This window comes from Arthrobacter glacialis, from assembly GCF_002909445.1.
Taxonomy (GTDB): domain Bacteria; phylum Actinomycetota; class Actinomycetes; order Actinomycetales; family Micrococcaceae; genus Specibacter; species Specibacter glacialis.
This window is the reverse complement of the sequence record NZ_PPXC01000004.1, coordinates 265,014-291,555: the sequence shown is the minus strand read 5'-3', so window position 1 is coordinate 291,555 and position 26,542 is coordinate 265,014. Positions and strand designations below refer to the sequence as shown.

Here is a 26,542-nt window from a genome sequence, read left to right as displayed (position 1 = left end):
TCCCATAGCTGGCGCCGACCAGATGGGGGACTATTCGGAGTCGGTGAAAACCCAGTCGAGCATGTCAAAAACAAACTCGCTAAAAGTGCCCTCTTCATTGATCCACTGGCCCGTGGCATTGTTCCGACGCCACACGATGGGGTCGGGAACGTCAGCCTGATCGGCCAGCATGCCCCAGGTGTAGGCCTCGTCCTCGTCCTCGAGGAACAGCAGGTAGCCGTCCTGGACTTCCAGCTCTTCAGGATCCCAGAAGAAGTAGTACGCTTCCATGATTTCTTCGCAATTGCCCAAAGCATGCAGGAACTCCCGCAGGGCCAGTGGCACCGAAATCTTCAATTCCGCAAAGACGTCATCAAGGTCCGCCACAGTGATGCCGTCGGCCTCCTGCCACGGCTCCTGAAGGTACAGGGGCACCAGGCCGCGGAACTTCTCTACGAACATGTCAGACATTCAAATCTCCGAAAAATTGGCGGTTGCGTTGCCTACAATTCTAGCCGGGACAAGCTGCTGGGGGTGCCCAGAATGATGCCGCCAACGCCACGGACCCCAAATGTGACTACGCTGACTAAATGAACGTTGCACAGCCTCTGATTCATATCCACGACTTCCACATGCACTTTGCCGCGAAGAAAGTCATCGACGGGCTTTCCTTTGACGTTGAGCGTGGGGAAACGTTTGGTTTTCTGGGCAGCAACGGCAGTGGAAAGACGACGACGATCCGGGCACTGCTGGGCATCTACAGGCCCACAGCGGGAACCTTGGAGATCAACGGCAAGGTTTTCAGCGACGACTTTGGCTCCCGCCTTGGCTATCTGCCGGAGGAACGCGGCCTGTACAAAAAAGAATCCGTGATGGACGTGATGACGTACTTTGGCCGGCTCAAGGGTCTGAGCAAGCAAGAGGCCCAGAAGTTCTCCCGGCAATATTTGGACAGGGTGGACCTGGCTGACAAGGCTGATCTGCGGTTGGACAAGCTTTCCGGCGGAGAGCAACAAAAAATTCAGCTGGGCGTGACCATCATGAATGAACCGGAACTGTTGATTTTGGATGAGCCAACCAAGGGTTTTGACCCCGTGAACAGACGGCTGCTGCTGGACATCATTGAGGAACGCAAGGACGCCGGCGCCACTGTCATGATGGTGACCCACCAAATGGAGGAGGTGGAGCGCCTGTGTGAGAGGATCATCCTGCTCAAGGACGGCCGCGCCGAGGCCTACGGCACCATCGATGAGGTGCAAAACCAATTTGGTGGCCGCACCATCAAGCTCAAATATTCCGGCACCATTAACGAATCGCCAAACTACAAGATCACCCTGCAGGAAACCAACTACGCTGAACTCTCTCTGGCCGAGAGTGCCGATGAGTCACAGGTGCTGCGGGAGCTGATTGGCTCAGGCTTGGCCGTCAGCGGATTTGTGGCCGCCAAACGCAGCCTGGATGACATTTTCATCCAGATTTACGGCGACCCATCAGCGGCTCACAAGCCAAACTCAACAGGGCCGGTGACTTGAGGTGGCCCGCCACAACCTGGGCACAGTGGTGCAGTTTGAATTCACCCGGACTGTGAAGAAGCGCCGCTTCTGGATTGCCACCCTTGCCATCCCCCTGCTGCTGGGCCTGGTCTTTGCCCTGGTCTTTGCCAGCAGCTCCTCCACACAGTCCAGAACGGAGGCGCAAAAGTCCCAGACCGTAGATTTCAGCTACACAGACGCCTCTGCATTGATTGATCCGGCCATAGCCAAGGCCATGGGCGGGAGGATTGAGGCGGACCCGGACACCGCCGTCGAACGTGTCAAGGCAGGCACGCTCAACGCTTACTTCAGCTTCCCGGCCAGCCTGGTGACGGACCCGGTACTGGTTTTCGGCACGGACCAGGGCATTTTCAAAAACGGCACGTATGACGCCGTCGCCAAGCAGCTGGTGATCCTTTCGGCACAGGACAAAGTGGGCTCGCCCGAATTGACTGGGGCGCTCCAAGGCAATTTCGACACGGAGTCCCAGACATTCAAGGGTGGTCAGCCGTCGGGCGGGCTGGACACTGTGGTGCCGCCACTGCTTTTCCTGGTCCTGTTCTATGTGGTGATTATTTTGCTGGCCAATCAGATGCTTGCCTCCACCTTGGAGGAAAAGGAAAACCGGGTCACCGAAATGATCCTGACAACCTTGAACCCCACAACCTTGGTGGTGGGCAAAGTGATCTCGCTGTTCATGGTGGGCGCCGTGCAGGCCCTGGTGTTTGCATCCCCCATGGCCGTTGCTTTCGTATTTTTCAACGACCAGCTGGCCATACCCGATTTTGACCTTTCCAATTTGCAGTTCCAATTCCTGCCGATGTTGGTGGGTGCGCTGCTGTTCATTGGCGGTTTCATCCTCTTCACCGGCGTGCTGGTGAGCATTGGCGCGGTCATGCCAACGGCCAAGGACGCCAGCACAGTGTTCGCCCCCGTCATGATCACGCTGTTCATCCCTTTTTACATTGTGACCATGGTGGTCAGTGATCCAGGCTCAGTCATAGTCCAAATCTTCACGTTCTTCCCACTCACAGCCCCCATCACGGCCATGTTGCGCAACGCATTTGGCTCGCTCGACGGCGTCTCCGCAACAATTGTGATCGCCGAACTGTTCATCTTCGGCGTGGTGGCATTGCGTGTTGCCGTGCACTTGTTCCGCTATGGATCCATTGAGTATTCCCGCAAGCTCTCGCTCCGAACCGCTTTCTCCAAGAAGTCGTGACCGGCGTCCAGCAGCGGGTCTTGTGGGTGGCCATCCTGGCCTCCTTTGTGGCGTTCCTCGACGGGGCCATTGTGAACGTTGCACTGCCGGCCGTGACCCTGGACCTGGGCGGTGGCATCACCACGCAGCAATGGGTCGTGGATGCGTATCTGCTGGCCTTGGGGTCCTTAATTTTGATCGCCGGCTCGCTCTCCGACACCTTCGGACGGGTGCGGATTCTGCGTGCAGGACTAATCATTTTTGGTGTAGCATCGCTGGCTTGCGCCGTGGCGCCAAGCGCAACGCTGCTGATCGTGGCCCGCGCAGTCCAGGGGGCAGGCGCTGCGATGCTGGTGCCAAGTTCGCTGGCCTTGATTACCTCCACCTTCACTGGGGCAGCCCAAGGCAAGGCCATCGGCACCTGGACAGCATGGACTGGGACGGCGTTTCTGGCCGGTCCGCTGGCTGGCGGGCTGATGGTTGACTATGCCAGCTGGCGGCTCATCTTTGCCATCAACGTTGTGCCTATTGCAGGCACGCTCTGGTTGTTGAGGGGACTGGCGCTGCCGGCTTCCACACCACTGCTTGCGTCCGCCGCCCCCACAGCGAAAGGCCGCGGCCGCAGGATTGACGTTGTGGGAGCCGCACTGGCAGCTACCGGCCTAGCCGGGACAGTGTTCGCGCTGATTGAACAAGGCCGGCTGGGCTGGGGACACCCCGCTGTTTACCTCCCTTTTGGGGCCGGCCTGCTGGCCCTGGCGGGTTTCCTGTGGTGGGAAAGTCGCGTGGCAGCGCCCATGATGCCGTTGGGCCTGTTCCGGATCCGCAACTTTGGCATGGGCAACATCGCGACCACTTTCATCTATGCCGCACTGTCTTTGGGACAGCTGATAGTGGTGTTGTTTCTGCAGGAGGTTGTGGGATTTTCCGCCGCGCAAGCCGGGTTGGCGTCCTTGCCCGTCGCCGTCATTTCGTTGATTCTGGCTGGGCGGTTCGGGACCCTGGCTGGCAAGTACGGGCCGCGCTGGTTCATGGCGGCAGGTCCCGTGGTGGCCGGGGCGGGGTACTGGCTCATGACATCCGTGGCCGAGCCGTTCAACTTTTGGTGGCAAATCCTGCCCGGCCAGATTGTCTTTGCCGTGGGCCTGTCCATCACGGTGGCACCGTTGACGGCAGCCATCCTGGGGGCCGTGCCCCAGGGGCAAAGCGGCATTGGATCGGCCATCAACAATGCAGTGTCAAGGGTTGCCGGCCTCCTGGCAGTGGCCTTGGCAGCGCTCTTATTGGGCGGGGCACTTGACGTTGAATCCTTCCGGCGTGTCATGCTGATTACAGCGGGGCTTTTTGTTGCAGGCGGCGTTGTCTCGGCCCTGGGGATCAGCAACAAGACAGCAGGCCTGCAGGCCGTGGATACTGCCAGTGACCCCTGACGCAACACAGTATTGGCCCAACCGCCTTCTGCCGTACATTGGCTGGGAACAATCGTTGAAAGGACATAACCATGGGACAAGAGACTGTGATGATTGCCTGCGCCCACGGCACCAACAGCGCGCAGGGGCAGGCCCGCATCAATGAACTCAGGGCGGAAATTGCTGCGCTGCGCCCGGGCCTGAGCGTGCTGGAAGCGTATGTGGATGTCCAGACGCCGGCACTGCCCGATGTGGTGGCGGCCGTGGCGCCGGGCGTGCGGGCGGTGGTGGTGCCGCTGCTGCTAACCGTGGGATTCCATGTCCAGGTGGACATTGCCCAAGCTGTCCAGAGCCGTTCTGAAACACTTGCTGCCAAGCCGCTGGGGCCGGACCCGCGTCTGGCCGGGTTGCTGCACAAGCGGCTTGGCGACTTGCCCGCGGACTGGGGAATTGTGCTGGCGGCCGCGGGATCCTCGCGGCCTGAAGCGGCCGAACAAATTGAGGTCCTGGCAGCGGATCTGGCGGTTCGCCGGCCCCAACGCATTGTTGCGGCTTATGGCGCCAGCGCCCTTCCCTCGGTGCCCGAAGCTGTGGCACAACTGCGGGCGGGCGGAGCCGCAGGGGTGGCCATTGCCTCATACTTGTTGGCGCCGGGATACTTCCATGATCAGTTGTCCCAGGCCGGGGCGGATCTTGTGTCCGATCCGTTGCTGCCCTCAGTGCTGCTCGCCCAACTTGCCTTGGAGCACTTTGACTCGGCCCTTGCTGCACAGGGCCGGGGAACCGAAGACTAACGCGCCCGCCAGCCGTTGGTGGCCGGGAAAAACCCGACCCGCTGTGCCGCAATGGCCTCAGTCCGGGTTGTCGCTGGGATGATGGGTGGGATGTTCAGCTAGCGAAAGGCAAACTCGTGGGGGAAAACCCGGTGCAAGGTCCAGAAAATCCGCAAAACCCGCCGGGATGGACGCCGCCACACTATGGCCAGCAGCCGCCCTACGGCCAGTATCCGCCCATGCCAGCTCCCGGCGGCAAGGGCGGCACCAACACCTTGGCCATTGTTTCCCTGGTCTCATCCTTCTTTGTAGGCATTGCCGGTGTGATTACCGGACACATTGCCCTGAGCCAGATCAAGCGAACGGGGGAGGAGGGCAAGGGGCTGGCCATTGCCGGGCTCGTCATTGGTTATGTAATGACCCTGGCAGCCATTGTGGGGGTGATTGCTGTTGTGGTATCGCTCTTCCTCGCCGGTGTGGCCGCCGACAACGCCGCGGGCAGTCCGGACGGCTCAAACCAAAAGGGCGGCGTGTCCAGCACAGGAAACGTCCCGGAGAACAGTAATGCGTTTGGCGGGATCGCCTTCGGCCAGGGCGGCGCACTGGTCCCGCCCACCACTACCGACACACGCGTTGACCTCACACAATTGCCCGAACAAGGCGGCCAGGCGTTGGACCCGGCGGCTATTGGCATTCAGGCATCAGCCAACGGTGAGCCCATGCAACTAGTGGTGTTCATCGATTTCATGTGCCCGCATTGCGCAGCATTTGAGCAAAGCCAAGGCCCAGCCATCCAGGCGTTGCAGGACCAAGGCAAGATCACTGTAGAGTACCGGCCCATCGGGTATTTGGACAGATTCTCTGCCGGCACCAATTACTCCTCGCGCTCGGCTGCTGCGGCAGCGTGTGTGGCCAGCGAATCCCCGCAGAACTACAAAAAGTTCCTGGATTCGCTGTTCACCAACCAGCCCGCAGAGAACAGTGAAGGCCTAGACGCCGCCGAGCTGGGCCGGCTGGCACAAGAGGCCGGGGCTGCGGACATTACAGACTGCATGGACAGTAAGACGTACAGGCCCTACGTTGCCTTTGCCACCGGTCTGGCGTCCACCCACGGCGTGCAGGGCACCCCAACAGTGTTCATGGACGGCGTGCAGTGGCAAGACGGTTCCTTCACGGACTTTGCCGCCGCTGCCCTAGCTGCGAAAAAATAACTGGCTCAGATCTGCTGACCCAGGTTCGACGCCGGTCCCGCCCAAGGTGCGCGGGACCGGCGTCGTCCTTCTTTAAAGCCGCCTTGGGACAAGCACACGCCGGGCAAAAATGGGGCGTATGACGAAATGTTGCCCAAGGTGAAGCAGCATTTCGTTCTTGATTGGTGGGCACGCCGCGGCACCCTACGCTCTTTCTATGACACAGACAGCTCTAGCCGGAGCGACCGCCCAGGCTCCCACTGCATCCGAAACAGCGCCGGCACGTCCCGTACGTGCCCGGCCCGCGGCGAAACCGCACGGCCAGTGGAAGGTTGACGGCACCGCGCCGCTGAACGCCAACGAGGTCTGGAAGCAGGAAGACGGCGGGCTGAGCGTCCGTGAGCGGATAGAGACCATCTACGCCGCCGGCGGTTTCGACAGCATCGAAAAGACCGATCTGCACGGCCGTTTCCGTTGGTGGGGGCTTTATACCCAGCGCAAGCAGGGGATCGATGGCGGCAAGACAGCCACCCTGGAACCCCACGAGCTTGAAGACAAGTACTTTATGCTCCGCGTCCGCATTGACGGCGGGTCGTTGACCACCGAGCAGCTGCGCGTCATCGGGCAGATTTCCACCGATTTTGGCCGCGACACCGCGGATCTGACGGACCGCCAGAACGTCCAGCTGCACTGGGTGCGCGTTGAGGACGTGCCGGAGATCTGGAACCGGCTCGAGGCGGCCGGCCTGTCCACCACTGAGGCGTGCGGCGACGTTCCCCGCGTGATCCTTGGGTCCCCCGTGGCGGGCATCGCCAAGGATGAGATCATCGATCCCACCCCCTTGATCAAGGAAGTCAGCGCCCGGTTCATTGGCGATCCGGAACTGGCCAACCTGCCGCGGAAATTCAAGACCGCGATCACCGGCCACCCCTCGCAGGACGTGGTGCATGAAATCAACGACTTTGCCCTGGTTGGAGTGGTGCACCCAGAGCTGGGCACCGGCTACGACCTCTGGGTGGGTGGCGGACTGTCCACCAACCCGCGTCTGGCCGAGCGTTTGGGCGTCTTTGTCTCACCCGAGGTGGCCGCCGAGGTGTGGCTGGGCGTCACCAGCATCTTCCGCGACTATGGCTACCGCCGCATGCGCACCAAGGCCCGCCTGAAGTTCCTGCTGGCTGACTGGGGACCGGCCAAGTTCCGCCAAATTCTGGAGGACGAATACCTGGGCCACAAGCTGCCCGACGGCGATCCCGCACCCAAGCCCACCTCGCCGGGTGACCATATTGGTGTCCACGAGCAAAAGGACGGCAAGTTCTTCATTGGCGTGACGCCCACCGTGGGACGGGTGTCGGGCACCATTCTCACTGCCCTGGCTGATGCTCTGGAAGCTCATGGTTCGTTCCGGCTGCGCACCACTCCGCACCAGAAGCTCGTCATCCTCGACGTGCCCAAGGAGCAGGTTGAGCCGCTCATCACGGTACTGGACGGCCTGGGCCTCTCCGCCCGCCCGTCATTGTTCCGCCGCTCCACCATCGCCTGCACCGGCATCGAGTACTGCAAGCTGGCCCTGGTGAACACCAAGGACACGGCAGCCACGGCCATCACCGCCTTGGAAACACGCCTGGCCGATCTGGTGGACAGCAACGTTCTGACCCAGCCGATCGCGTTGAACATCAACGGCTGCCCCAACTCCTGCGCCCGCATCCAAACCGCGGACATCGGCCTGAAGGGCATGATGCTTCCCACGGACGACGGCGGCACAGCCCCCGGCTTCCAGGTTCACCTGGGTGGCGGGCTGGCTACCGACAACCGGGTCGAGGCAGGCCTTGGCCGCACCATTCGCGGCTTGAAGGTGACCGCCGCCGAGCTGCCCGACTACGTGGAACGCGTGGTGCGCCAGTATGTTGGCGCCCGCATAGAGGGCGAAACATTCGCCGAATTCGCCCACCGCGCCGATGAGGAGCTGCTGAAATGACAACCATAACGCTCCGCTCGCATGACGAGCTCAAGTCCATTGCCCAGGCCGGTGCTGCGGAACTGGCGTGGGACGCGTCCGCAGAGGAAATCATCGCCTGGGTGTCGCGCAACTTCGCAACGGGTGCGGCCGCCGTCGCCTGTTCCATGGCCGACGCCGTACTGCCGGCGCTGGTTGCCGACCAGCTCCCCGGAGTGGATGTGCTGTTCCTGGACACGGGGTATCACTTCGACGAAACCTACGCCACGCGCAACGAGGTGGCGGAGAACCTGCGGGTCAACGTGGTGGACGTCCTGCCGGTGAACACCGTTCCCGAACAGGATTCGCTGCTGGGCAAGGACTTGTTTGCCCGCGATCCAGCCCAGTGCTGCGCCTTGCGAAAAGTTGAACCGTTGAGCCGCTCACTGCGTGGCTACGAGCTGTGGTTCACGGGCGTGCGCCGCGATGAAGGACCCACCCGGACCGATACGCCGCTGGTGGTGTGGGATGAAAAGAACGGCCTGGTTAAGGTCAATCCCGTGGCCACCTGGACCTACGAAGAATTGATCAGCTACTCCGATGACAATCTCCTGCCGGTGAATCCCTTGCTGAGCCAGGGCTACCCGTCCATCGGCTGCGCACCCTGCACCAAGAAAGTGGCCCCCGGCGCCGACCCCAGGTCAGGACGCTGGGCCGGAACCTCCAAGACAGAATGCGGGCTACACGTATGAGCACCCAAATCACAGACATCCCACTGGTTGAGCATGTCGAAACTCCGCTCGAGTCCCTGAACTCGCTGGACCTGCTCGAATCCGAGGCCATCCACATCATCCGTGAAGTGGTGGCAGAGTTTGAACGCCCGGCGCTGCTGTTCTCCGGCGGCAAGGACTCCGTGGTCATGTTGCACCTGGCCACCAAGGCGTTCTGGCCCGGCAAGGTGCCATTCCCCGTTCTGCACGTGGACACCGGACACAACTTCCCTGAAGTTATTGAGTTCCGTGACAGCACTGTGGAACGCCTGGGCCTGCGCCTGGAGGTGGGTTCCGTCCAGGAGTTCATCGACAGTGGCGAGCTGGCCGAACGCGCCGACGGCACCCGCAACCCGCTGCAGACGGTGCCGCTGCTGGATGCCATTGCCAAGAACAAGTTCGACGCCGTTTTTGGTGGCGGCCGCCGCGATGAGGACAAGGCCCGCGCCAAGGAGCGCATCCTGTCCCTGCGCGACGAATTTGGCCAGTGGGACCCGCGCAACCAGCGCCCCGAACTGTGGAACCTGTACAACGGCCGCCACACAGTGGGTCAGCATGTGCGCGCGTTCCCCATCAGCAACTGGACCGAGCTGGACATCTGGCGCTACATTGCCCGCGAAAACATTGAACTTCCGGGCCTGTACTACGCCCATGACCGTGAAGTGTATGAGCGTGACGGTATGTGGCGTGCCGTGGGCCCGGTCTCCGAGCCGCGTCCCGATGAGAAAGTGGTCATCAAGCAGGTCCGCTACAGGACCGTGGGAGACATGTCCTGCACCGGCGCCGTGGCCTCCGACGCAACAACAGTCCACGACGTAGTGCGCGAAGTTGCCGCCTCCACCCTGACAGAACGTGGCGCCACCCGGGCAGATGACCGCATCTCCGAGGCAGCCATGGAAGACCGCAAGAAAGACGGCTACTTCTAATGAGCACAGCTTTTGAAACCACTCCTGCCGCACTGGGCACCGGAACCCTGTTCCGCTTCGCCACGGCCGGCTCCGTCGATGACGGCAAGTCGACCCTGGTGGGTCGCCTGCTGCACGATTCCAAGGCCATTCTGGCGGACACGCTGGACGCTGTCACCCGCACCTCCGCGGACCGCGGCTTTGGCGGCGAGAACGGCAGCACCCAGAAGATCGACCTGGCACTGCTGACGGACGGCCTGCGTGCCGAGCGCGAGCAGGGCATCACCATCGATGTGGCGTACAGGTATTTCGCCACGGACCGCCGCAGCTTCATCCTGGCAGACTGCCCCGGGCACGTGCAGTACACCAAAAACACTGTGACCGGCGCTTCCACAGCGGACGCCGTCGTGGTGCTGATCGATGCCCGCAAGGGTGTCCTCGAGCAGACCCGGCGCCACCTCTCAGTGCTGAAGCTGCTGCGCGTTCCCAACGTGCTGGTTGCCGTGAACAAGATCGACCTGGTCGGCTTCAGCGAATCTGTGTACCGTGCCATCGAAGTTGATCTGCAGTCCGTGGCCGGCGAGATTGGCTTGAGCGACGTCGTCGTCGTTCCCGTCTCGGCCCTCGAAGGCGACAATGTGGTGGACCGTTCGGCACACACGCCGTGGTACACCGGCCCCAGCCTCCTGGACATTCTGGAAACGCTGCCCACCACCGACGAGTTGGAGCGCGGGCTGGAGCCGTTCCGCTTCCCCGTGCAGCTGGTCATCCGCCCGCAGGGTGCGCTGGCTCCCGAGCTTGCCCTGACGGACGACGCCGGTGCCTCCTTCCGTGACTACCGCGCCTATGCGGGACAAGTGGCGTCGGGGTCGGTGTCAGTGGGGGATCAGATCACGGTGCTCCCGGCTGGACGCACGGCCACAGTAGTCGGGATCGACTTTGCAGGCACCTCGCTGGAGCGTGCGGTTGCACCGCAGTCGGTGTCGCTGCGCCTGAGCGAAGAGATCGACATTGCCCGCGGTGATGTCATTGCCGCCACCGGCACCTTTGGCGAGGTCAGCCAAGACGTTTACGCGGAGTTGTGCTGGCTGTCCGCCAAGCCGTTGCGTGAGGGCTCCAAGGTGCTGATCAAGCACGGCAGCAAGACCGTGCAGGGATTGGTTCGTGCCGTGACGGGCAAGCTGAACCTGGACTCCTTCGAGCTGGAGGCGGCCTCCGGGCTGGAGCTCAATGACATTGGTGCGGCCCAGATCCGCCTGGCATCACCGCTGCCGGTGGAGTCCTATGCCCGCCACCGCCGCACCGGCGCTTTTTTGGTGATCGATCCGCAGGACGGCAACACCCTCGCCGCCGGCCTGGTCAAGGACCATCCGGGCGACCATGAGGACGAACGCTACGTGATCTAGGGATCCTTCCAGGAAATGCCGCCGTTCCCGCAAAATGCCGTCGCCATATCGGCGGCAAAAGGCGGGAACGGCGGCATTTCCCGTAGACGTTGCCATTGACATCGCCGCGGCGGTTGGGAAGCATGAAACTATCCGCACCGTTCTGGGCCGTTGAGGCCGTATTGAGGGAGAAATCATGCCAACGCAGGTATTCGTCAACCTTCCCACCCGCGATCTGGACCGCTCAAAGGAGTTCTTTTCAGCACTCGATTGGAGCATCGAGCCAAACTTCACCGATAAGAACGCCGCCTGCGTTGTCATCGACGAGAACATTTACCTCATGATGCTCACGTACGACTTCTTCGCCACGTTCACCGACAAGCCCATCATGGATCCTGCCAAGGCGTTGCAGGTTCAGACGGCCCTCAGCTGTGACAGCCGTGACGATGTTGACGCGTTGCTTGAGAAGGCGCTTGCCGCCGGAGGCGCCGAACCCCGCCCAGCCCAGGACATGGGATTCATGTACTCCCGCGATTTTGAGGACCCCGACGGCAATTGGTTCAGCATCCTGTGGATGGACCCCAAGGCAGCCGAGCAGGGGCCGGAAGCGTTCATGGCGCAGCACCACGACGGCGCCTGACTCCCGGAGGGACTATGTCCTTCGAGCCCGCTGCAAACGGTGCTGGACAACCACCGCAGAGGTGGGAGAATTTGAAAAAGACCGGCTTTCAGTTTTGGGCCTGGGGTTTCAGATTTTGCTGTGATAGGGGGGATCGTCATTGAAATTCAGGCGGTGAATGACACGGAATTGCGTGTGGATCACCATCGGTTCCAGGAGCAAACACTGCTGAACGCGGCCCAGGCCATCCGCAACACCATTGTGGGCAGGCTGCACGATGACGGGCTCAACCACCACGATGTGCAGGCGAGGGTCAAGACCGCCAAATCCGCAGCCGAGAAAATCTCGCGGCGGGATGCTGATGGTCAGCTGAAGTACCCTGGCGGTTCAGAGGCCCTCGATGACTTGATCGGTGTGCGGGTCATCTTGTTTGTGGAATCGGACATAGACGCGGTGGCCATTGCCCTCACCAGCCAGTTCATCTGCCACGACGATGAAGACAAAACCGCCATGATGCGCAAGAACGGCGGCATTGGCTACGCCGGGCGGCATCTGACCCTGGAGGTGCCGGCGGACAACCCGCCCACGGCATGTGCCGAGTACCCGGGCCAGCGCTTCGAGGTGCAGATCCGCACCGTGCTCCAGCACGCGTGGGCCGAGTTTGAACACGATATACGTTTCAAGGGCTCAAGCCGCGACAATGCGGAAATCAGCCGCGCCTTCACCATGGCCTCCACCCTGATCGAGCTGGCCGACCAGCAGTTCGTGAACATCAGTGACATCTTAAAGCGTCTGCAATCCGAAACTTCCGCCACACAGGCTGAAGAGCAGCATCCCCTTGACGCCGCTTCGCTCCAAGTGGTGCTGGACAGGGTGTTTCCGGACTATCCGCGCAGCAAGGCAGGACACTACGGGTGGCTCGTGAAGGTTATGGCCGCCAGCGGCGTAAATACGGTTAGTGAAGCAGAAGCATGGTTTGCGTCAGCCGACCGCGATAAAGTGTCCCGCATGATGGGTTACAGATTTGCTCCGGGCCAAGTCAGGGTTGCCGATGACTTCCTGCTCCAGGCACTCGGCGAAAAGTATGTCGCCGCGACTAAAACAGTGGGAAACGATTCAAATCGAGAAGGAAAACTGCGGGCACGGTTGAAAAAGTTGCGAACCGAGCGCGACCGCCCGTAGCTAGTGAATTTCATGACGCCACGTGAAGCGTTGTGAACTTTGGTGTCGTTCCCATTGAACAGCTTGGTCAGCCTTCTCTACCGTGTATCCATGACCACTTTGGCACCTCCCGTTGGATTGATGAAGGGGAATTTGATGAGTCGCTACGGAACAGCCCGCAAAGGCCTCGGGCTGCGGCGATGTAGCAATGACTAGCTTGCTACCATCCCTTTCCTCATCACATCCGAAGGACACACACCATGACTGCAAACCAGGGCCCCAGCAGCCCCGAAAATGGCCACTTGGAGACCACACGCATCGTGGCGGGCCAAAAACCGAAACGCAAGTTCCGACGAGTGGAATTTATCGCGGGCGCAGTGCTCGTCGTCCTTATTGGAGCAGGCGCCACGGTGGTATCCATCAACAACACCAACAAGACTCCTGCGGCCCCGGTCCCCGTCAAGGCCGCGACCCTAAAGTTGGGGTACTTCCCCAACGTGACCCATGCCCCGGCCATCGTCGGACTCCAAGAAGGACTTTTCGCTAAGTCCCTGGACGGTACGGCATTAACCACTCAAGTTTTCAATGCGGGACCGGCAGCCATTGAAGCGCTCAGCGCAGGTGCCATTGATGCCGCCTATATTGGCCCGAACCCTGCGATCAACTCCTATGTGAAGAGCCAAGGGGAATCCGTGCGGATCATCGCTGGAGCCACGTCTGGTGGTGCACAGTTGGTGGTCAAGCCAGAGATCACCTCCCCGGCACAACTCAAAGGCAAAGTTCTGGCCACCCCGCAACTTGGCGGCACCCAGGATGTTGCCCTGCGCTCCTGGCTGGTCGACCAAGGCTTCAAGACAACCCCCGGCGGTGGCGGCGATGTGATTATCAACCCCACGGACAACGCCCAAACCCTCAAACTGTTCCAAGACGGCAAGCTCGACGGTGCATGGCTGCCGGAGCCGTGGGCCTCACGCCTGGTGCTCGAAGCAGGAGCCAAGGTTCTGGTCAACGAGGCTGATTTGTGGGACAAGGGGGAATTCAGCACCACGATTCTCATCGTCAACAAAAAGTTTCTGGCGGAACACCCACAAACCGTCACCAGTCTTTTGGAAGGTCATGTTGCGTCCGTCAACTGGCTGAACGACAACAAGACTCAAGCCGCGGAAGTCATCAATGCGGGACTGACAAAAACTGCAGGCAAACCGCTGGCCCAGAACGTCATCGACCGCTCGTTGACTGAATTGACGTTCAATGTTGATCCGCTGGCCGGAACGTTCCCCACCCTTCTGGATCATGGGGTGAAGGCCGGGGTCACGAAGGAAGCGGATATTTCGGGAATTTTTGATCTGGGACCGATCAATGCGGTTTTGAAAACTGCTGGCAAAGCGGCCGTTAGTGCGGCGGGATTGGGTAGCGAATGAGTAATAGTCTTCCCACCACAGTGGAAACGGCACCAGAGGAACCTGGCCGCGGCCGGTTGGCCCGCCAACCGGCCGCTCGGCCAGCCGCCGTCGTTCTGGAAAACATCGGCAAGCGGTTCGACAAGGGCTTGCCTGTATTGGATGACGTCAACGCCGTCGTCAGGCAGGGCGAGTTCGTGGCCCTGCTGGGTGCGTCCGGCTGTGGGAAGTCAACACTTTTAAATATTATCGCGGGGTTGGACACCCCGTCGGCCGGAGCCCTTGAGGTTCCGTCAGACGGGGCTGCTTTCATGTTCCAGGACTCCGCGTTGTTTCCCTGGCTCAGTGCCCGCGGCAATATCGAACTTGCGCTGAAACTGCGTGGCATGGGCCGGGCCGAGCGCCACGCTCGCGCCAGCGAGCTCTTGGACTTGGTGCGGCTGGGCCATTCAGCCGACAAGCGGCCCCACGAACTGTCCGGCGGCATGCGCCAGCGTGTTGCCCTGGCACGGTCGCTGGCGCAGGACCGGCCGCTCTTGCTCATGGACGAACCGTTCGCCGCCCTCGATGCCATCACCAGGGACCTCTTGCATGATGAACTCGAGCGGATCTGGGCCGAAACCGGACGCACCATCATCTTCGTCACCCACAATGTTCGTGAAGCAGTGCGGCTGGGGCAGCGCGTCTTGCTGCTCTCCTCCCGGCCCGGCCGGGTAGTGGCCCAATGGGACGTCTCCGAGGAGCACCGGACCAATGCAGGCAAAGCAGGCGAACTGACCAGCGAAATCACCGGAAAATTGCGCGAGGAGATTCGCCGTCATGCCTGAAAAAATTACCGCCCCAGTTCTCAAAAGCGGCACGCCCGAGGAACTCCGCTCAGTTGAAGCCGGGTTGGATTCGCTGCAGTCCGATCTTGACGTCCGCAAGGGCTTCGACTGGTCCAGGGTGTTCCTGCCGGTGGGGGCCCTGGCGGTGTTGCTGCTGGCCTGGCAGTTCTATGTTTCCTTGGGATTGCGCCGACGCGACCAGGTACCGGGTCCGTTGGACGTTCTCGGATCCTTGGGCTCCCTGTGGGCCGACGGCACTGTCCAAGAAGCCCTGGGCACCTCCTTGCAGCGTGGCATTTTGGGCTTTACCATCAGCGTCCTGGTGGCCACACCCATCGGCCTGCTGCTTGCCCAGGTCCAGGTGCTCAGGCGCGCCTTTGGTCCGCTCATCTCGGGTTTGCAGGTGCTTCCCTCCGTCGCGTGGGTACCGGCCGCCATCATCTGGTTTGGCCTCACCGACGGCACCGTCTACTTTGTGGTTTTGATGGGAGCCATCCCCTCCATCATCAACGGCCTCATTTCCGGCGTGGACCAGATTCCACCGGAGTTCCGACGGATGGGCCAAGTTTTGGGTGCCTCCCGCTGGGAGATGGCGGTTCGGGTGGTGCTGCCAGCGGCCCTTCCCGGCTATGTTGCCGGCCTCAAGCAAGGCTGGGCATTCTCATGGCGTTCCTTGATGGCCGCGGAAATTATCGCTGTGGGCGGCACCCTGGGCTTTGGCCTGGGCTCCATGCTGGAACAAGGTCGCCAGCTTGCGGACATGGGCATCGTCATGTCCGCCATCCTGACCATCCTTTTCGTCGGCATTGCCGTTGAATTGTTCATCTTTGCCCCAGTGGAAAAGCGGCTTCTGCGCGGACGCGGCCTGCTCGCCGGCAGCACACGGTAGCCGCCGGATCGAATGTGAAATATGTCCTCACGTGACGCCACGTTAACGGGTGTAACGCGCCCCTTGTGTCCAAATATTGCACTTCTCTAAAGTCATTTCATGGCAATTGTGGATCTTTACCCAACCTCGCTCCGGCTTCTGGGCCGCCCCGTCCTTGTGGTGGGCGGCGGCACGGTTGCTGCCCGGCGTGCCAAGGCTTTGCTCGACGCCGGTGCCCAAGTCACGCTGGTGGCCCCTGTTCTCAGCGCCCCGGCCAAACAGTTGGCCGATGCCAGCCTTATTACGTGGCACGCCCGTGGCTACGAAAGCGCCGACATGGCCAATGCCTGGTACGCGGTGACAGCCACCAACAACGTTGCCGTGGATGCCCAAGTGGCTGCAGATGCCGACGATAACCGTGTGTGGTGTGTGAACCATTCCAACGCACAGGATTCAGCTGCGTGGACGCCAGCAGTGGCCACGGTCCAGGACATCAAGGTGGCAGTCAACGCCGGGGGAGACCCGCTGCGTGCGGTGGCCATCCGCAACGCCATTGCAGCTGCGCTGGAAAGCGGAGACCTGCCGCTGCGCCGGTACCGCGGCACAGGAAACGGGCACGCCCAAGCGAACACCGCGCGCAGTGGTTCGGTGGCCCTGGTGGGTGGGGGCCCCGGGGCGGAAGACCTCATCACTGTCCGCGGCCGCAGGCTTCTGGCCGAGGCCGATGTTGTTGTGGCTGACCGGCTGGGTCCGCGCGGCCTGCTGGAAACACTGGGCGAGGACGTGTTGATTATCGAGGTGGGCAAGACTCCCGGCCACCACCCCGTGCCACAAACTGAAATCAACGCCATCCTGGTCCGCGAGGCCAAAAAGGGCAACAGGGTCGTCCGGCTCAAGGGCGGGGACCCCTATGTGCTGGGCCGAGGCGGCGAGGAAGCCATTGCCTGCCGTGAAAATGGTGTGGATGTGGAAGTTGTCCCCGGCGTCACCAGCGCTGTCAGTGTTCCGGCCGCAGCCGGCATCCCCGTGACCCACCGCGGGCTGGCCAAGGCTTTCACCATGATCAGCGGCCATGAGGAACTTGAAAACGTCCCCCACGGCGGCGACCACACGGTGGTGTTGTTGATGGGTGTGGGAACACTCAACCGCTCAATGCCCGTTCTCGAAGCTGCCGGCCGGGACAAGGACTGCCCCGTGGCCATCATTGAAAACGGTTTCGCCAAGGACCAGCGCGTCACCATCGGCACCCTGGGCACCATTGTGGCCCTCGCCCAGGCGGGCCAAGTGCGCAACCCGGCCGTCGTCGTCGTCGGCGATGTGGTGCGTGTCAGTCCGCTGGCACCGGCCGAACTCGCTACGGCCTACTACGGCACGCGGGAAACTATCAGAACTCTCTCTTAGACTTATCCATAAGACCTTTGATACATATAGAAATGAGCACAGCCGTGTCATCAAACACTTCAGCAGCGCCCGGCACCGAAGAGCGCCCGCTGCGCATTGCCGTCATTGGCTCCGGCCCGGCCGGCGTTTATGCCGCAGACATGCTGACCAAGAGCGCCGAAGTGCGCGATGGTTTGGTCGTCAGCATTGACCTTTTTGACCGTTACCCCGCGCCGTATGGCCTGATTCGCTACGGCGTGGCACCTGACCACCCGCGCATCAAGGGCATTGTCAATGCGCTGCACAAGGTGCTGGACCGCGGTGACATCCGCTTCTTCGGGAACGTTGAATACGGCACTGACCTGTCCCTGGAAGATTTGCAGACCCATTACGACGCCGTCATCTTCGCCACTGGCGCCATCAAGGATGCGGACCTGAACATCCCCGGGATCGAGCTGGACGGCTCCTACGGCGGTGCAGACTTCGTGTCCTGGTACGACGGACACCCGGACGTTTCCCGCGAATGGCCCCTGAATGCCAAGGAAATTGCCGTCATTGGCAACGGCAACGTGGCCTTGGATGTTGCCCGCGTGCTGTCCAAGCACGCCGATGACCTGCTCGTCACCGAAATCCCGGACAACGTGTACGCCGGCTTGAAGGAATCGCCCGTCACCGACGTGCACATCTTCGGCCGTCGCGGCCCGGCCCAGGTGAAGTTCACGCCGTTGGAACTGCGCGAACTCAGCCACTCCCGTGACGTGGACATTGTCTTGTACGAGGAAGACTTCGACTTTGACGAGGCCTCCGATGCAGCCGTCAAGAGCAACAACCAGATCAAGACCATGGTGGGTACGCTGACCAACTGGCTCGTGGAGCAGGACGACGACGACGCCGACCCCACCACGGGCGCCTCACGCCGTCTGCACCTGCACTTCCTGCACAGCCCGGTGGAGGTTACCGGCACGGATGGCAAGGTTTCCGGCATCAAGTTTGAGCGCACCGAACTCGACGGCACGGGCAACGTCCGCGGCACCGGAGAGTTCCTCGACTACCCCGTCCAGGCCGTGTACCGCTCCGTGGGCTACTTTGGTTCTGCCCTGCCTGACGTGGAGTTTGACCACCAGCGCGGAGTTGTCACGAACGACGGCGGCCGCGTCCTGGGCGTTGACGGCACCCAGGTGCCCGGCATCTACGCAACGGGTTGGATTAAGCGCGGACCGGTTGGCTTGATCGGCCACACCAAGGGTGATGCTCTCGAGACCATCACGCACTTGCTGGCAGACCGTGCAGAGCTGCCAGTTGCAGCTGTTCCCGGCATTGAGGCCGTCACCGAGTTGCTGGATTCCCGCGGCGTGAAGTTCACCTCTTGGGAAGGCTGGAACGAACTCGACGCCCACGAAAAGGCTCTCGGTGCTGCAGCATCGGAGACCGGTCCCGTGCAGCGCGAGCGCATCAAGGTTGTATCCCGCGATGAGATGGTTGACGTCTCCCGCGGTGCCTCAGTGGTTGGCTAACACCAGCCCGGACGGTTGTGTCGCGAAAATGCCGCCGCTATTGCGGCGGCATTTTTCGTGCCGGTGCAAGGAACTTCAAGAATTTAGATCTGGCCTGACGGTGTCCGCCGCGGCGTCCGGGTTCCTGGCTTCGATGGCCGCGAGGCAGGTCTTCATGGCCCGCATGCGGACAACTGGCGCCGATTCCACTGGATTCCGGCATGAGGGTGCTGCGGAGCGCATCACCAAACGACTCATACAACTCCGCGAGCAAGGGGTTTGCGGATGCGTGGGCCACGGCAAGGTGAAACTCCCCATCGAGGGCCACCCACTCATCGAGGGCTTGGCTGTACCAGGCATCACGCCGCGCAGCCAACACTCCACGCATATGGTCCAGCTGCTCCGTTGATGCATGGATTGCTGCCAGGTGTGCCGCCTGGGCGTCGAGTCCCAGCCGGACCTCAATGACGTGTTTGGCCCCGTGCCGGCCTATCAGCTTCTGCGTTGCACCGGCAATCTCGCTGGTGGCCCGCACAAATGTGCCGTCGCCGCGGCGGACATCCAGCATGCCCACATGGGCCAGGGACTTGATGGCCTCCCGCAATGTTCCGCGGGAGACTCCGAGTTCCTTCATCAGGACCTGTTCGGACGGGATGCGTCCGTCGATGGGTCACAGCCCCGCGCTGATGGCGTTGCGCAGTTTGCCGATGACCTCCTGGACCAGTGGTTCGCGGCGCGAGGGTGCCAGGTCATGCCGGTATTTCTGACAAGGCTGGAACCAGGTCCGGGGCAGTGCTGGGTGCTTCATCTGCCGCCGCGTCCTTGTCCCCGCGCCTTGCCGTGAGTAGCCACGCAAGAACCACCTGCACGGCGGCCACGCCCACCAGCATCATGAGTGGCACGCTCCAACCTCCACTGAGGGTGTGCGCAAGTCCCATCCCAAACGGACCAAGCGTCCCCAGCAGGTAGCCCACTGACTGGGCCAGGGTGGACATGGCAGTGGCCTCCGCCGTGGTGCCTCCGCTGCGGCTGATAACCACCAGAACCAGGGCGAAAACGCCAAACCCCAGGCCCAGCAGCAATGAAGTCACTACGGCGGCACTGACAGGCAGCACCAGCAGGGCCACGGCGCCGAGCAAATATGAAACGCTGGCCACCATGAACGCGCGGCGCAGGCCGCCCGGCCTGCCCGCCAAGGCCAGTAGGGCAACGTTGCCAACGACGGTAACCACCTGCGCCAGTCCAAGCAACAGACCGGCTTCGGCAGGTTCGAGCCCGGCCGCGATCAAAATGGTGGGCAGCCAGCTGATGATGGAGTATGCGGCGATCGCTTGGATGGTGAAAAACGCGGTGATGAGCAGGCCGGTTCGGGTTTTCAGCAGCGACCAGGGAGAAATGGGTGCTGCTGGCTCAACTGAACGTCGACGGTGTGCGGCCAAGGCGATCGGCACAAAGGCGGCCAAGGTGACCACTGACAGGACGGCCCAGGCGGCCAGACCCAGCGACGGGGAGTCCAGCTGGAGGGCGAGTGGAACGCTCACGGCTGCGGACATGGTTGCACCGAGTGACATGGTGATGGTGTAAACCCCCGTCATGGTGGCGGTTTTGTCCGAGTAGTGTTCGCGGATGAAGGACGGCATGGCCACATTGCACACTGCGAGCCCGGACATGCTGACCACGGTGCCCAGCAACAACATGCCAACGCTGGGAACTGCCCGCAGCGCCAGCCCAGCCGTCAGCGCGAAAAGGGCAACGGCTATTGCCTTCTCCACGCCTACCCGACGGACCAGCCAGGACGTGCCAGCGCCGGCCACCGCAAAGCAGAGGGTGGGGATCGAGGGCAGCAGTGCTGCTGTCCAGGCCCCGTATCCCAACACCTGCTGAAGATCGTGGAAGAGGGCCGAGGCGCTGGAGATTCCTGCCCGAAGGTTCAAACCAATCAGTACGACGGCGAGGATTCCGGCGGCTGCCACAACGCGGGTTTTGGTGCGCGGGGCAGGTCCTGGGGCATCGATTTCTGCGGAAAACGGGTGTTCGGGGGTTTTGCTCACCAGCAAAATAGTAAGAAGCCAGACGTCTGATGTCTAAGTGAAAAAGGGGAGTCAAGCGTATGAGGGCCCCAGCAAATTTCGGGAAATTTCGGTAGCAAAGGCGGAATTGAGGCTCCAACGCTGGATTTTTTCACTCGAGACTCGTAGAGTCATTCCAAGTGCATGTGACTGAAAACGCTTTTTTGCGGGCTGGGTTGGATGCAGGTCTCTAGTTATTCGGTTTTGGGGTGAATGCTGTGGGTCATGACGCAAAGTCATTGCTGCTCCACACTTCGCTTGTGCGCGCCCTCCGCTTGGCCGTCGGAGTGGCATTATTTGCTGCCCTGTTCATGGTTTTGAGCTCATCAGGAGCTTTTGCCGCAACTGACTCAGATCAGGGCGCAAAACCGAGTTCCAGCCAAACTTCTGGCCAGGGAAAAGGTCTCCTTTCAGGGATTTTGAGCCCCATCGTCAATACGGTGGACAAAACAGTTTCCCAGGTTCCCGTGGTCAAGGACATCACCTCCAACACGGTTGGCACAGTGGTGGCCCCAGTGCTGACATTGACTGACCAGGTGGAAAACACTGTAGTTTCTGTGCCTGTCGTAGGGCAGGTAGTTGCTCCAGTCCGTAATGTCACCAACTCTCTGGTGCCGCCAGTGGTCAACATTGTTGACGCGGTCACCACACCAGTTCTCAATACCGTCGACCAGGTCACGGCCCCAGCTCTTGAGGTTGTGGCACCGGTTATTGATCCAGTCACGGGCGCTGTGAAGCCAGTTGTCGACACCGTCACTGGCGGAGTTTCTGACATTGTGGATCAGGTCGTGCCTCCTGTAGCACCCGGATTGCCGGGCAATCCAGGCGGCCCGGGAACCGGTGTGCCTGAGCTGCCCGTCACAGGCGTCGAGCCGGGCGTGAACGTACCGGGCCTGATCGGGGCCGGAGAGTCCGTGGGGCCGAACGGCTCGCAAAGCGATGACCCCACAAAACTGGTGGCAGGCGTTCAAGCTGCACCCGGTTCATCCTACGTTGGCACCTTGGCTGAGTACCTCGCCATGGCAGCAAACGCTTCTACAGCCGGTGAGGGTCTTTCCTCGAGTTCCGGAATGGCCGTGCCAACAGGTGGCACAGGCTATGCTGTCTGCGGATCGGACGCCAGTGGTTCTGCTGTGGGTCCGTGTGCGCCGGCTGTAAGCTCCAGCCCGGCTTCAGGGGCCCCCTCCAGTGCGGGTTCTGGCGGCTCAGGTGGAGCCGGTGGTTCTGCGGCAGCCCATGAAAATTTTGCTGACAACACCTCTGTTTCGTTGTCAGGATCAGTATTGCGCACCGGCAATTGGCCGCTGCCTGCCTCCTTGTCCTGCGACCCCGGATCCACACCTGACTAGATGACCGTTGAGCACTTTCCTGCGTTCAGGAAAGGCAACGGTATTTCCTTGATTTGCATTCGCAAACAGGGTCAAAAAATCTTAGTCAGGAGTTGGACATCATGCATGTCAATATTCGTCGATCGCTCTGTGCAGCGGTCTTTGCCGGCGGGCTTCTTGCCCTCGGCGCAGGTGCGGCAAGTGCCGCCGAGCAGCCCAGTGCCGATGCCGTGTCAACAGCAGTGAGTGGGCTTTCCCAGGGCACAGTTGCCCAGCCCATCCCCAATACAGACAGGGGCCTTCTGGGCGGGGTTGTTGGTGACGTTCTGGGCAATGTTCAGGTTGCTGCTCCCATTACGGTTCCGGTGAATGTTTCCGGCAATGCCGTGGGTGTTTTGGGTAATGCTGTTTCCAATGGTTCGCATGCCACGAACACCACTGTTGTTCCGCCGGTGAACCAGAACTCCAACCAGGGTTCGGGCCAGGGTGGTTCGCACGATGGTGGCGGTTTGCTGGGCGGGGTTGTTGGTGACGTTCTGGGCAATGTTCAGGTTGCTGCTCCCATTACGGTTCCGGTGAATGTTTCCGGCAATGCCGTGGGTGTTTTGGGTAATGCTGTTTCCAATGGTTCGCATGCCACGAACACCACTGTTGTTCCGCCGGTGAACCAGAACTCCAACCAGGGTTCGGGCCAGGGTGGTTCGCACGATGGTGGCGGTTTGCTGGGCGGGGTTGTTGGTGACGTTCTGGGCAATGTTCAGGTTGCTGCTCCCATTACGGTTCCGGTGAATGTTTCCGGCAATGCCGTGGGTGTTTTGGGTAATGCTGTTTCCAATGGCTCGCATGCCACCAATACGGTAACTCCCGTAACTCCGGTTGTCCCGGTTACGCCGGTAACTCCCGTAACTCCGGTTGTCCCGGTTACCCCCGTTACTCCGGTAACTCCGGTAACTCCGGTAACTCCGGTTACCCCGGTAACTCACGTGACACCGAAAGTTCCGGTGGTTCACGTTACCCCCACAGTGACAGTCAGCAACGTTCACGGCATGAGCTCCGGTGTGCAGGCTTTGGGCGCAGCAGCACCTGCCCAGCTGGCCTACACGGGGACCGGGCTGTGGCCGATCTACCTGTCCATCCTGGCGCTCTTTGCAGGTCTCGGCTTGCTTCTGCTGGTCCGCAGGTTCAGCCACAGCAGCGTCGCATAGGCAACAGGGTTTGTTCCCGCTGGCTTGATCCAGCGGCCCCGTTCCACGAACGGGGCCATGAATCAAGCCGGCGGGGATAACCTGCGCACAGCCAGCGCCAGCCACAATTGAACGCGGTCAGGCGTCAGTGCCGGGTCGTAGCCGGTGAGTTCGGCAATTTGGGTGAGCCGGTAGCGGACAGTGTTTCGGTGCAAGGCCAGGGCGTCAGCCACGGCCGCCACTGATCCATTGAGCCGCAAGTACGTCTCCAAGGTGTCCACCAATTCGGCCCCATGTGAGGCATCAAAGGCCGTGAGAGGGCCCAATGCCTCGGCTGCCATGTCCGCCATGGGTACGTCTTCACTGGCCAGCAGCAGCGACGTCAAACTCAGCCGCTCCGGGGCGTTGACTTCCAATCCCCGGGTGGCAGCCTCACGAGCCTCGAAATAGCTCCAGCGCAAACCATTGGCTTGGGAGTAGGTGCCACCGATTCCCACGGGTGCCGTGATCCCTACATTGTGCATCTGGTGGCTGAGGGCCCTGCCCAGCTCGGTAGGATCGCCAGCTTGGGCGGGAACCACCAGCACCAGCTCCTGGCTTCCCTCGGAACGGACGACGGCGGCCACAGCAGTCTCCAGCTTGATCGGCAGTGAGATGGTGGAAAGGGTGGTGAACTGGCTTTCTTCGGCCCGCACCAGCAAAACAAAGTTCTTGGCAGTTGTGGCGATGCCCAGGTTCTCCAGCCGGGCAGATGAATCAGCGGCATCCAGGGTGCCCCGGGATATGTCTGCGATGACCTGCCCAGCAATTTGGCGTTCTGTGTGCCGGCGCTGCACCAGGTTGTTGAGTTCAATGCTGATGAGGCCACGGGCGTAGTCAACGATTCCATCGTCGTGGAAGGGTTTGCGCAGCCACAAGGTGCTGGAATCCCGTTTCCCGGTTGAAAGCGCAACGGCATGCCATGCGCCGTCGTCCGGGATTGCCCCCGGCGCGGTGGTGGCAACCTCGCCGCCGAACTGGGTGATGACCAAATCCGCCGCCACCATGGAGGAAAGCTTTTGCAACAACGCTGGCAACCCGCCCCCTGTTAGCAGTGCGCGCGCCAACACCTGGTGCTCGCGCAGCAACCGCTCCAACTTGGCGTAGTGGTCCGATGATCGGGCGTCGGCAACCAGCTTGCCAATGGCGATGAAGGGGGTGCTGTAGGGGACTTCAACAACTGGCACTGCCCAGCGGTCAGCCTCGGCCAAAAGAGCTGCGGGCACTGCTGCATGCTCAAAACCAACTCCAAAACCAATACCAACGGCTCCTGCGCGCTTAATTTGCCGAACGAAGGAACGTTGCGCATCGACTGTGCCCTGCCGGGCCCCCGTGGTCAGCACCAGTTCCCCGCCGCTGAGGAACGATTGGGGATTTTCCAGCTCGGTGACGGCCACCCAGTCGATGGCCGCTGTGAGGGGAGTTCTCACGGAGCCTAGATTCTTCAGGGATAAGCCGGGTACGCCGAGCAGGTCAGCCAAGGAAAGTGCCATGTAACAACTATACAAACGCACTACGTCCAATGGGTGACGTGGTGCACATGGCTATTCGCTCAGGGGCTGCCGCGGGCTTAGGATTTCGCATATGCGGTGTATCACCCGCGTCCCTACATCGAGCTAAGAGGTAAGAACACTGTGGTCCAGACCTTGCAGAACTTCATCAACGGCGCATTTGTCCCGGTTTCCGGCGAGGAATCCTTGGACATCGTCAATCCCACCAACGGTGAGGTTGTTGCCAAGGCACCCATCTCTTCCCAAACCGATGTGGACGCCGCCATGAGCGCAGCCGCCACAGCCTTCAAAACGTGGAAGCATGCAACTCCCGGTCAGCGCCAAACCGTGCTGCTAGCACTTGCAGATGCCATCGAGGCCCGCAGTGACGAGATTGTGGAAGCACAGCACCGCAACACCGGCCAGGTCAAGGCCATGATTGCCGCCGAAGAAGTAGGGGCAGGAGCGGACCAGCTGCGTTTCTTTGCCGGCGCAGCACGCCTGCTCGAAGGCCGCTCTGCAGGGGAGTACATGGAAAACATGACCTCCTATGTGCGCCGCGAACCCGTAGGCGTCATAGCCCAAGTCACCCCATGGAACTACCCGTTCCTGATGCTGATCTGGAAGATCGGCCCGGCCCTGGCCGCAGGCAACACGGTTGTTCTCAAGCCCAGCGACACCACCCCGGAAAGCACCATGGTGTTTGCCGACATCGCCAAGGACATTGTTCCGGCAGGCGTGCTGAATTTTGTTCTGGGCAACGGTGCCACCGGCGCGGCCATGGTTGACCACAAGATCCCGGCCATGGTCTCCATCACCGGCTCCGTTCGAGCAGGCATCGCCGTTGCCACGGGTGCTGCCAAGGGACTCAAACGCGCTCACCTGGAGCTGGGAGGCAAGGCGCCCGCCGTCGTCTTCGCCGATGCAAACCTGGGCAAGACAGCCCAGTCCATTGCCGAGTTCTCCTTTTTCAACGCCGGCCAAGACTGCACGGCCATCACCCGCGTGCTCGTTGAGGAATCAGCCCACGACGAGTTTGTCGCCGCCTTGGCCACAGCCACCAAGGGTTTGGAAACAGGCCACTCGGACGACTCCCTGAACTATTTTGGGCCGTTGAACAACATCAACCATTTCAACGCAGTCAGCGAAGTAGTTGCGAACATCCCGGACTACGCAACAGTGGTCACCGGCGGCAAGCGCGCAGGTGACAAGGGCTTCTTCTTCGAAGCAACAGTTGTTGACGGTGTGAAGCAGACTGACGACATTGTGCAGCAGGAAACCTTTGGTCCTGTCATCACGGTCCAGACGTTCAAGACTGAGGAAGAGGCCGTGGAAATGGCCAACGACGTCGAGTTCGCCTTGGCTTCCAGCGTGTGGACCTCCAACCACGGTGTGGCCATGCGTGTCTCCCGCGACCTGGACTTTGGTGCCGTCTGGATCAACACCCACATCATGCTCACCGCCGAAATGCCGCACGGCGGGTTCAAGCAGTCCGGCTACGGCAAGGACCTGTCCATGTACGGCGTGGAGGACTACACCCGAATCAAGCACGTCATGAGCAACCTGGACGCGTAGTCCGCCCCCACAACACATTCTTAGCACCTCCT

Annotated in this window: 23 protein-coding genes; 19 read left to right on the top strand and 4 right to left on the bottom strand. The window is 61.3% G+C overall.

The genetic code is table 11. The features are described from left to right. Positions 1 to 30: 30 nt before the first annotated feature. Positions 31 to 450 carry a hypothetical protein gene (locus CVS27_RS06920; RefSeq protein WP_103464996.1) on the bottom strand — a complete coding sequence of 140 codons (420 nt, stop codon included), beginning with the start codon at positions 448 to 450 and terminating at the stop codon, positions 31 to 33. Between the two features lie 119 nt (positions 451 to 569). Here CVS27_RS06920 and CVS27_RS06915 point away from each other — a divergent pair, with 119 nt between their 5' ends. The 16 genes from CVS27_RS06915 (at position 570) to CVS27_RS06840 (ending at position 18,846) form a co-directional block, all read left to right on the top strand. Then, positions 570 to 1,511 (top strand): ABC transporter ATP-binding protein, encoded by a 942-nt coding sequence (locus tag CVS27_RS06915; RefSeq protein ID WP_103464995.1) that lies wholly within the window; start codon positions 570 to 572, stop codon positions 1,509 to 1,511. Between the two features lies 1 nt (position 1,512). Continuing rightward, positions 1,513 to 2,733 carry an ABC transporter permease gene (locus CVS27_RS06910; protein WP_103464994.1) on the top strand — a complete coding sequence of 407 codons (1,221 nt, stop codon included), beginning with the start codon at positions 1,513 to 1,515 and terminating at the stop codon, positions 2,731 to 2,733. Beyond that, positions 2,730 to 4,142, top strand: coding sequence for an MFS transporter (locus CVS27_RS06905; RefSeq protein WP_103464993.1), 1,413 nt, complete (start codon positions 2,730 to 2,732; stop codon positions 4,140 to 4,142). Before CVS27_RS06910 ends, CVS27_RS06905 begins: the two co-directional genes overlap by 4 nt. Positions 4,143 to 4,213: 71 nt before the next feature. Beyond that, complete coding sequence (locus tag CVS27_RS06900; protein WP_243400078.1) at positions 4,214 to 4,915, top strand: sirohydrochlorin chelatase; 702 nt, start codon at positions 4,214 to 4,216, stop codon at positions 4,913 to 4,915. Between the two features lie 218 nt (positions 4,916 to 5,133). Next, positions 5,134 to 6,105 carry a thioredoxin domain-containing protein gene (locus CVS27_RS06895; protein WP_133162895.1) on the top strand — a complete coding sequence of 324 codons (972 nt, stop codon included), beginning with the start codon at positions 5,134 to 5,136 and terminating at the stop codon, positions 6,103 to 6,105. Between the two features lie 196 nt (positions 6,106 to 6,301). After that, positions 6,302 to 8,059, top strand: coding sequence for a nitrite/sulfite reductase (locus CVS27_RS06890; RefSeq protein ID WP_103464991.1), 1,758 nt, complete (start codon positions 6,302 to 6,304; stop codon positions 8,057 to 8,059). Further along, positions 8,056 to 8,769 (top strand): phosphoadenylyl-sulfate reductase, encoded by a 714-nt coding sequence (locus CVS27_RS06885; protein ID WP_103464990.1) that lies wholly within the window; start codon positions 8,056 to 8,058, stop codon positions 8,767 to 8,769. Before CVS27_RS06890 ends, CVS27_RS06885 begins: the two co-directional genes overlap by 4 nt. Continuing rightward, positions 8,766 to 9,713, top strand: coding sequence for a sulfate adenylyltransferase subunit CysD (gene cysD, locus CVS27_RS06880; RefSeq protein WP_103464989.1), 948 nt, complete (start codon positions 8,766 to 8,768; stop codon positions 9,711 to 9,713). The genes CVS27_RS06885 and cysD overlap by 4 nt, the downstream gene beginning before the upstream one ends. Continuing rightward, a complete protein-coding gene (locus tag CVS27_RS06875; RefSeq protein WP_103464988.1) occupies positions 9,713 to 11,098 on the top strand; it encodes a sulfate adenylyltransferase subunit 1 in 1,386 nt (461 codons plus the stop codon). Before cysD ends, CVS27_RS06875 begins: the two co-directional genes overlap by 1 nt. A gap of 175 nt (positions 11,099 to 11,273) precedes the next feature. Next, positions 11,274 to 11,717, top strand: a complete 444-nt coding sequence (locus CVS27_RS06870; protein WP_103464987.1) for a VOC family protein — start codon at positions 11,274 to 11,276, stop codon at positions 11,715 to 11,717. Positions 11,718 to 11,870: 153 nt separating this feature from the next. Continuing rightward, positions 11,871 to 12,878, top strand: a complete 1,008-nt coding sequence (locus CVS27_RS06865) for a GTP pyrophosphokinase (protein ID WP_165788179.1) — start codon at positions 11,871 to 11,873, stop codon at positions 12,876 to 12,878. A 239-nt stretch (positions 12,879 to 13,117) separates the two neighbouring features. After that, positions 13,118 to 14,278, top strand: a complete 1,161-nt coding sequence (locus CVS27_RS06860; protein ID WP_103464985.1) for an ABC transporter substrate-binding protein — start codon at positions 13,118 to 13,120, stop codon at positions 14,276 to 14,278. Further along, entirely contained in the window at positions 14,275 to 15,084 is an 810-nt protein-coding gene (locus CVS27_RS06855) for an ABC transporter ATP-binding protein (RefSeq protein ID WP_103464984.1), read from the top strand. The genes CVS27_RS06860 and CVS27_RS06855 overlap by 4 nt, the downstream gene beginning before the upstream one ends. Then, the gene (locus tag CVS27_RS06850; protein WP_103464983.1) at positions 15,077 to 15,973 is read left to right on the top strand and encodes an ABC transporter permease; all 897 of its coding nucleotides are present in this window, start codon (positions 15,077 to 15,079) and stop codon (positions 15,971 to 15,973) included. Before CVS27_RS06855 ends, CVS27_RS06850 begins: the two co-directional genes overlap by 8 nt. Before the next feature lie 99 nt (positions 15,974 to 16,072). Further along, positions 16,073 to 17,353 carry a uroporphyrinogen-III C-methyltransferase gene (cobA, locus tag CVS27_RS06845; RefSeq protein ID WP_103464982.1) on the top strand — a complete coding sequence of 427 codons (1,281 nt, stop codon included), beginning with the start codon at positions 16,073 to 16,075 and terminating at the stop codon, positions 17,351 to 17,353. Between the two features lie 32 nt (positions 17,354 to 17,385). Beyond that, positions 17,386 to 18,846, top strand: coding sequence for an FAD-dependent oxidoreductase (locus tag CVS27_RS06840; protein WP_207767461.1), 1,461 nt, complete (start codon positions 17,386 to 17,388; stop codon positions 18,844 to 18,846). Positions 18,847 to 18,883: 37 nt separating this feature from the next. On the opposite strand, the gene CVS27_RS06835 is transcribed toward CVS27_RS06840, so the two are convergent. Together CVS27_RS06835 and CVS27_RS06830 are read right to left on the bottom strand one after the other, a co-directional pair. Beyond that, positions 18,884 to 19,459: a FadR/GntR family transcriptional regulator gene (locus CVS27_RS06835; RefSeq protein ID WP_306418480.1), complete on the bottom strand. Its 576-nt coding sequence runs from the start codon at positions 19,457 to 19,459 to the stop codon at positions 18,884 to 18,886. A 115-nt stretch (positions 19,460 to 19,574) separates the two neighbouring features. Next, positions 19,575 to 20,879, bottom strand: coding sequence for an MFS transporter (locus tag CVS27_RS06830; protein WP_370739479.1), 1,305 nt, complete (start codon positions 20,877 to 20,879; stop codon positions 19,575 to 19,577). 455 nt (positions 20,880 to 21,334) lie between these two features. Between CVS27_RS06830 and CVS27_RS06825 the strand changes: the two genes are divergently transcribed. Beyond that, entirely contained in the window at positions 21,335 to 22,243 is a 909-nt protein-coding gene (locus CVS27_RS06825) for a hypothetical protein (protein ID WP_133162894.1), read from the top strand. A gap of 101 nt (positions 22,244 to 22,344) precedes the next feature. Then, entirely contained in the window at positions 22,345 to 23,427 is a 1,083-nt protein-coding gene (locus CVS27_RS21230) for a hypothetical protein (RefSeq protein WP_243400077.1), read from the top strand. Between the two features lie 62 nt (positions 23,428 to 23,489). On the opposite strand, the gene CVS27_RS06815 is transcribed toward CVS27_RS21230, so the two are convergent. Next, complete coding sequence (locus CVS27_RS06815; RefSeq protein WP_103464978.1) at positions 23,490 to 24,938, bottom strand: PucR family transcriptional regulator; 1,449 nt, start codon at positions 24,936 to 24,938, stop codon at positions 23,490 to 23,492. A gap of 141 nt (positions 24,939 to 25,079) precedes the next feature. Between CVS27_RS06815 and CVS27_RS06810 the strand changes: the two genes are divergently transcribed. Next, positions 25,080 to 26,510 (top strand): aminobutyraldehyde dehydrogenase, encoded by a 1,431-nt coding sequence (locus CVS27_RS06810; RefSeq protein WP_103464977.1) that lies wholly within the window; start codon positions 25,080 to 25,082, stop codon positions 26,508 to 26,510. Positions 26,511 to 26,542: the final 32 nt, after the last annotated feature.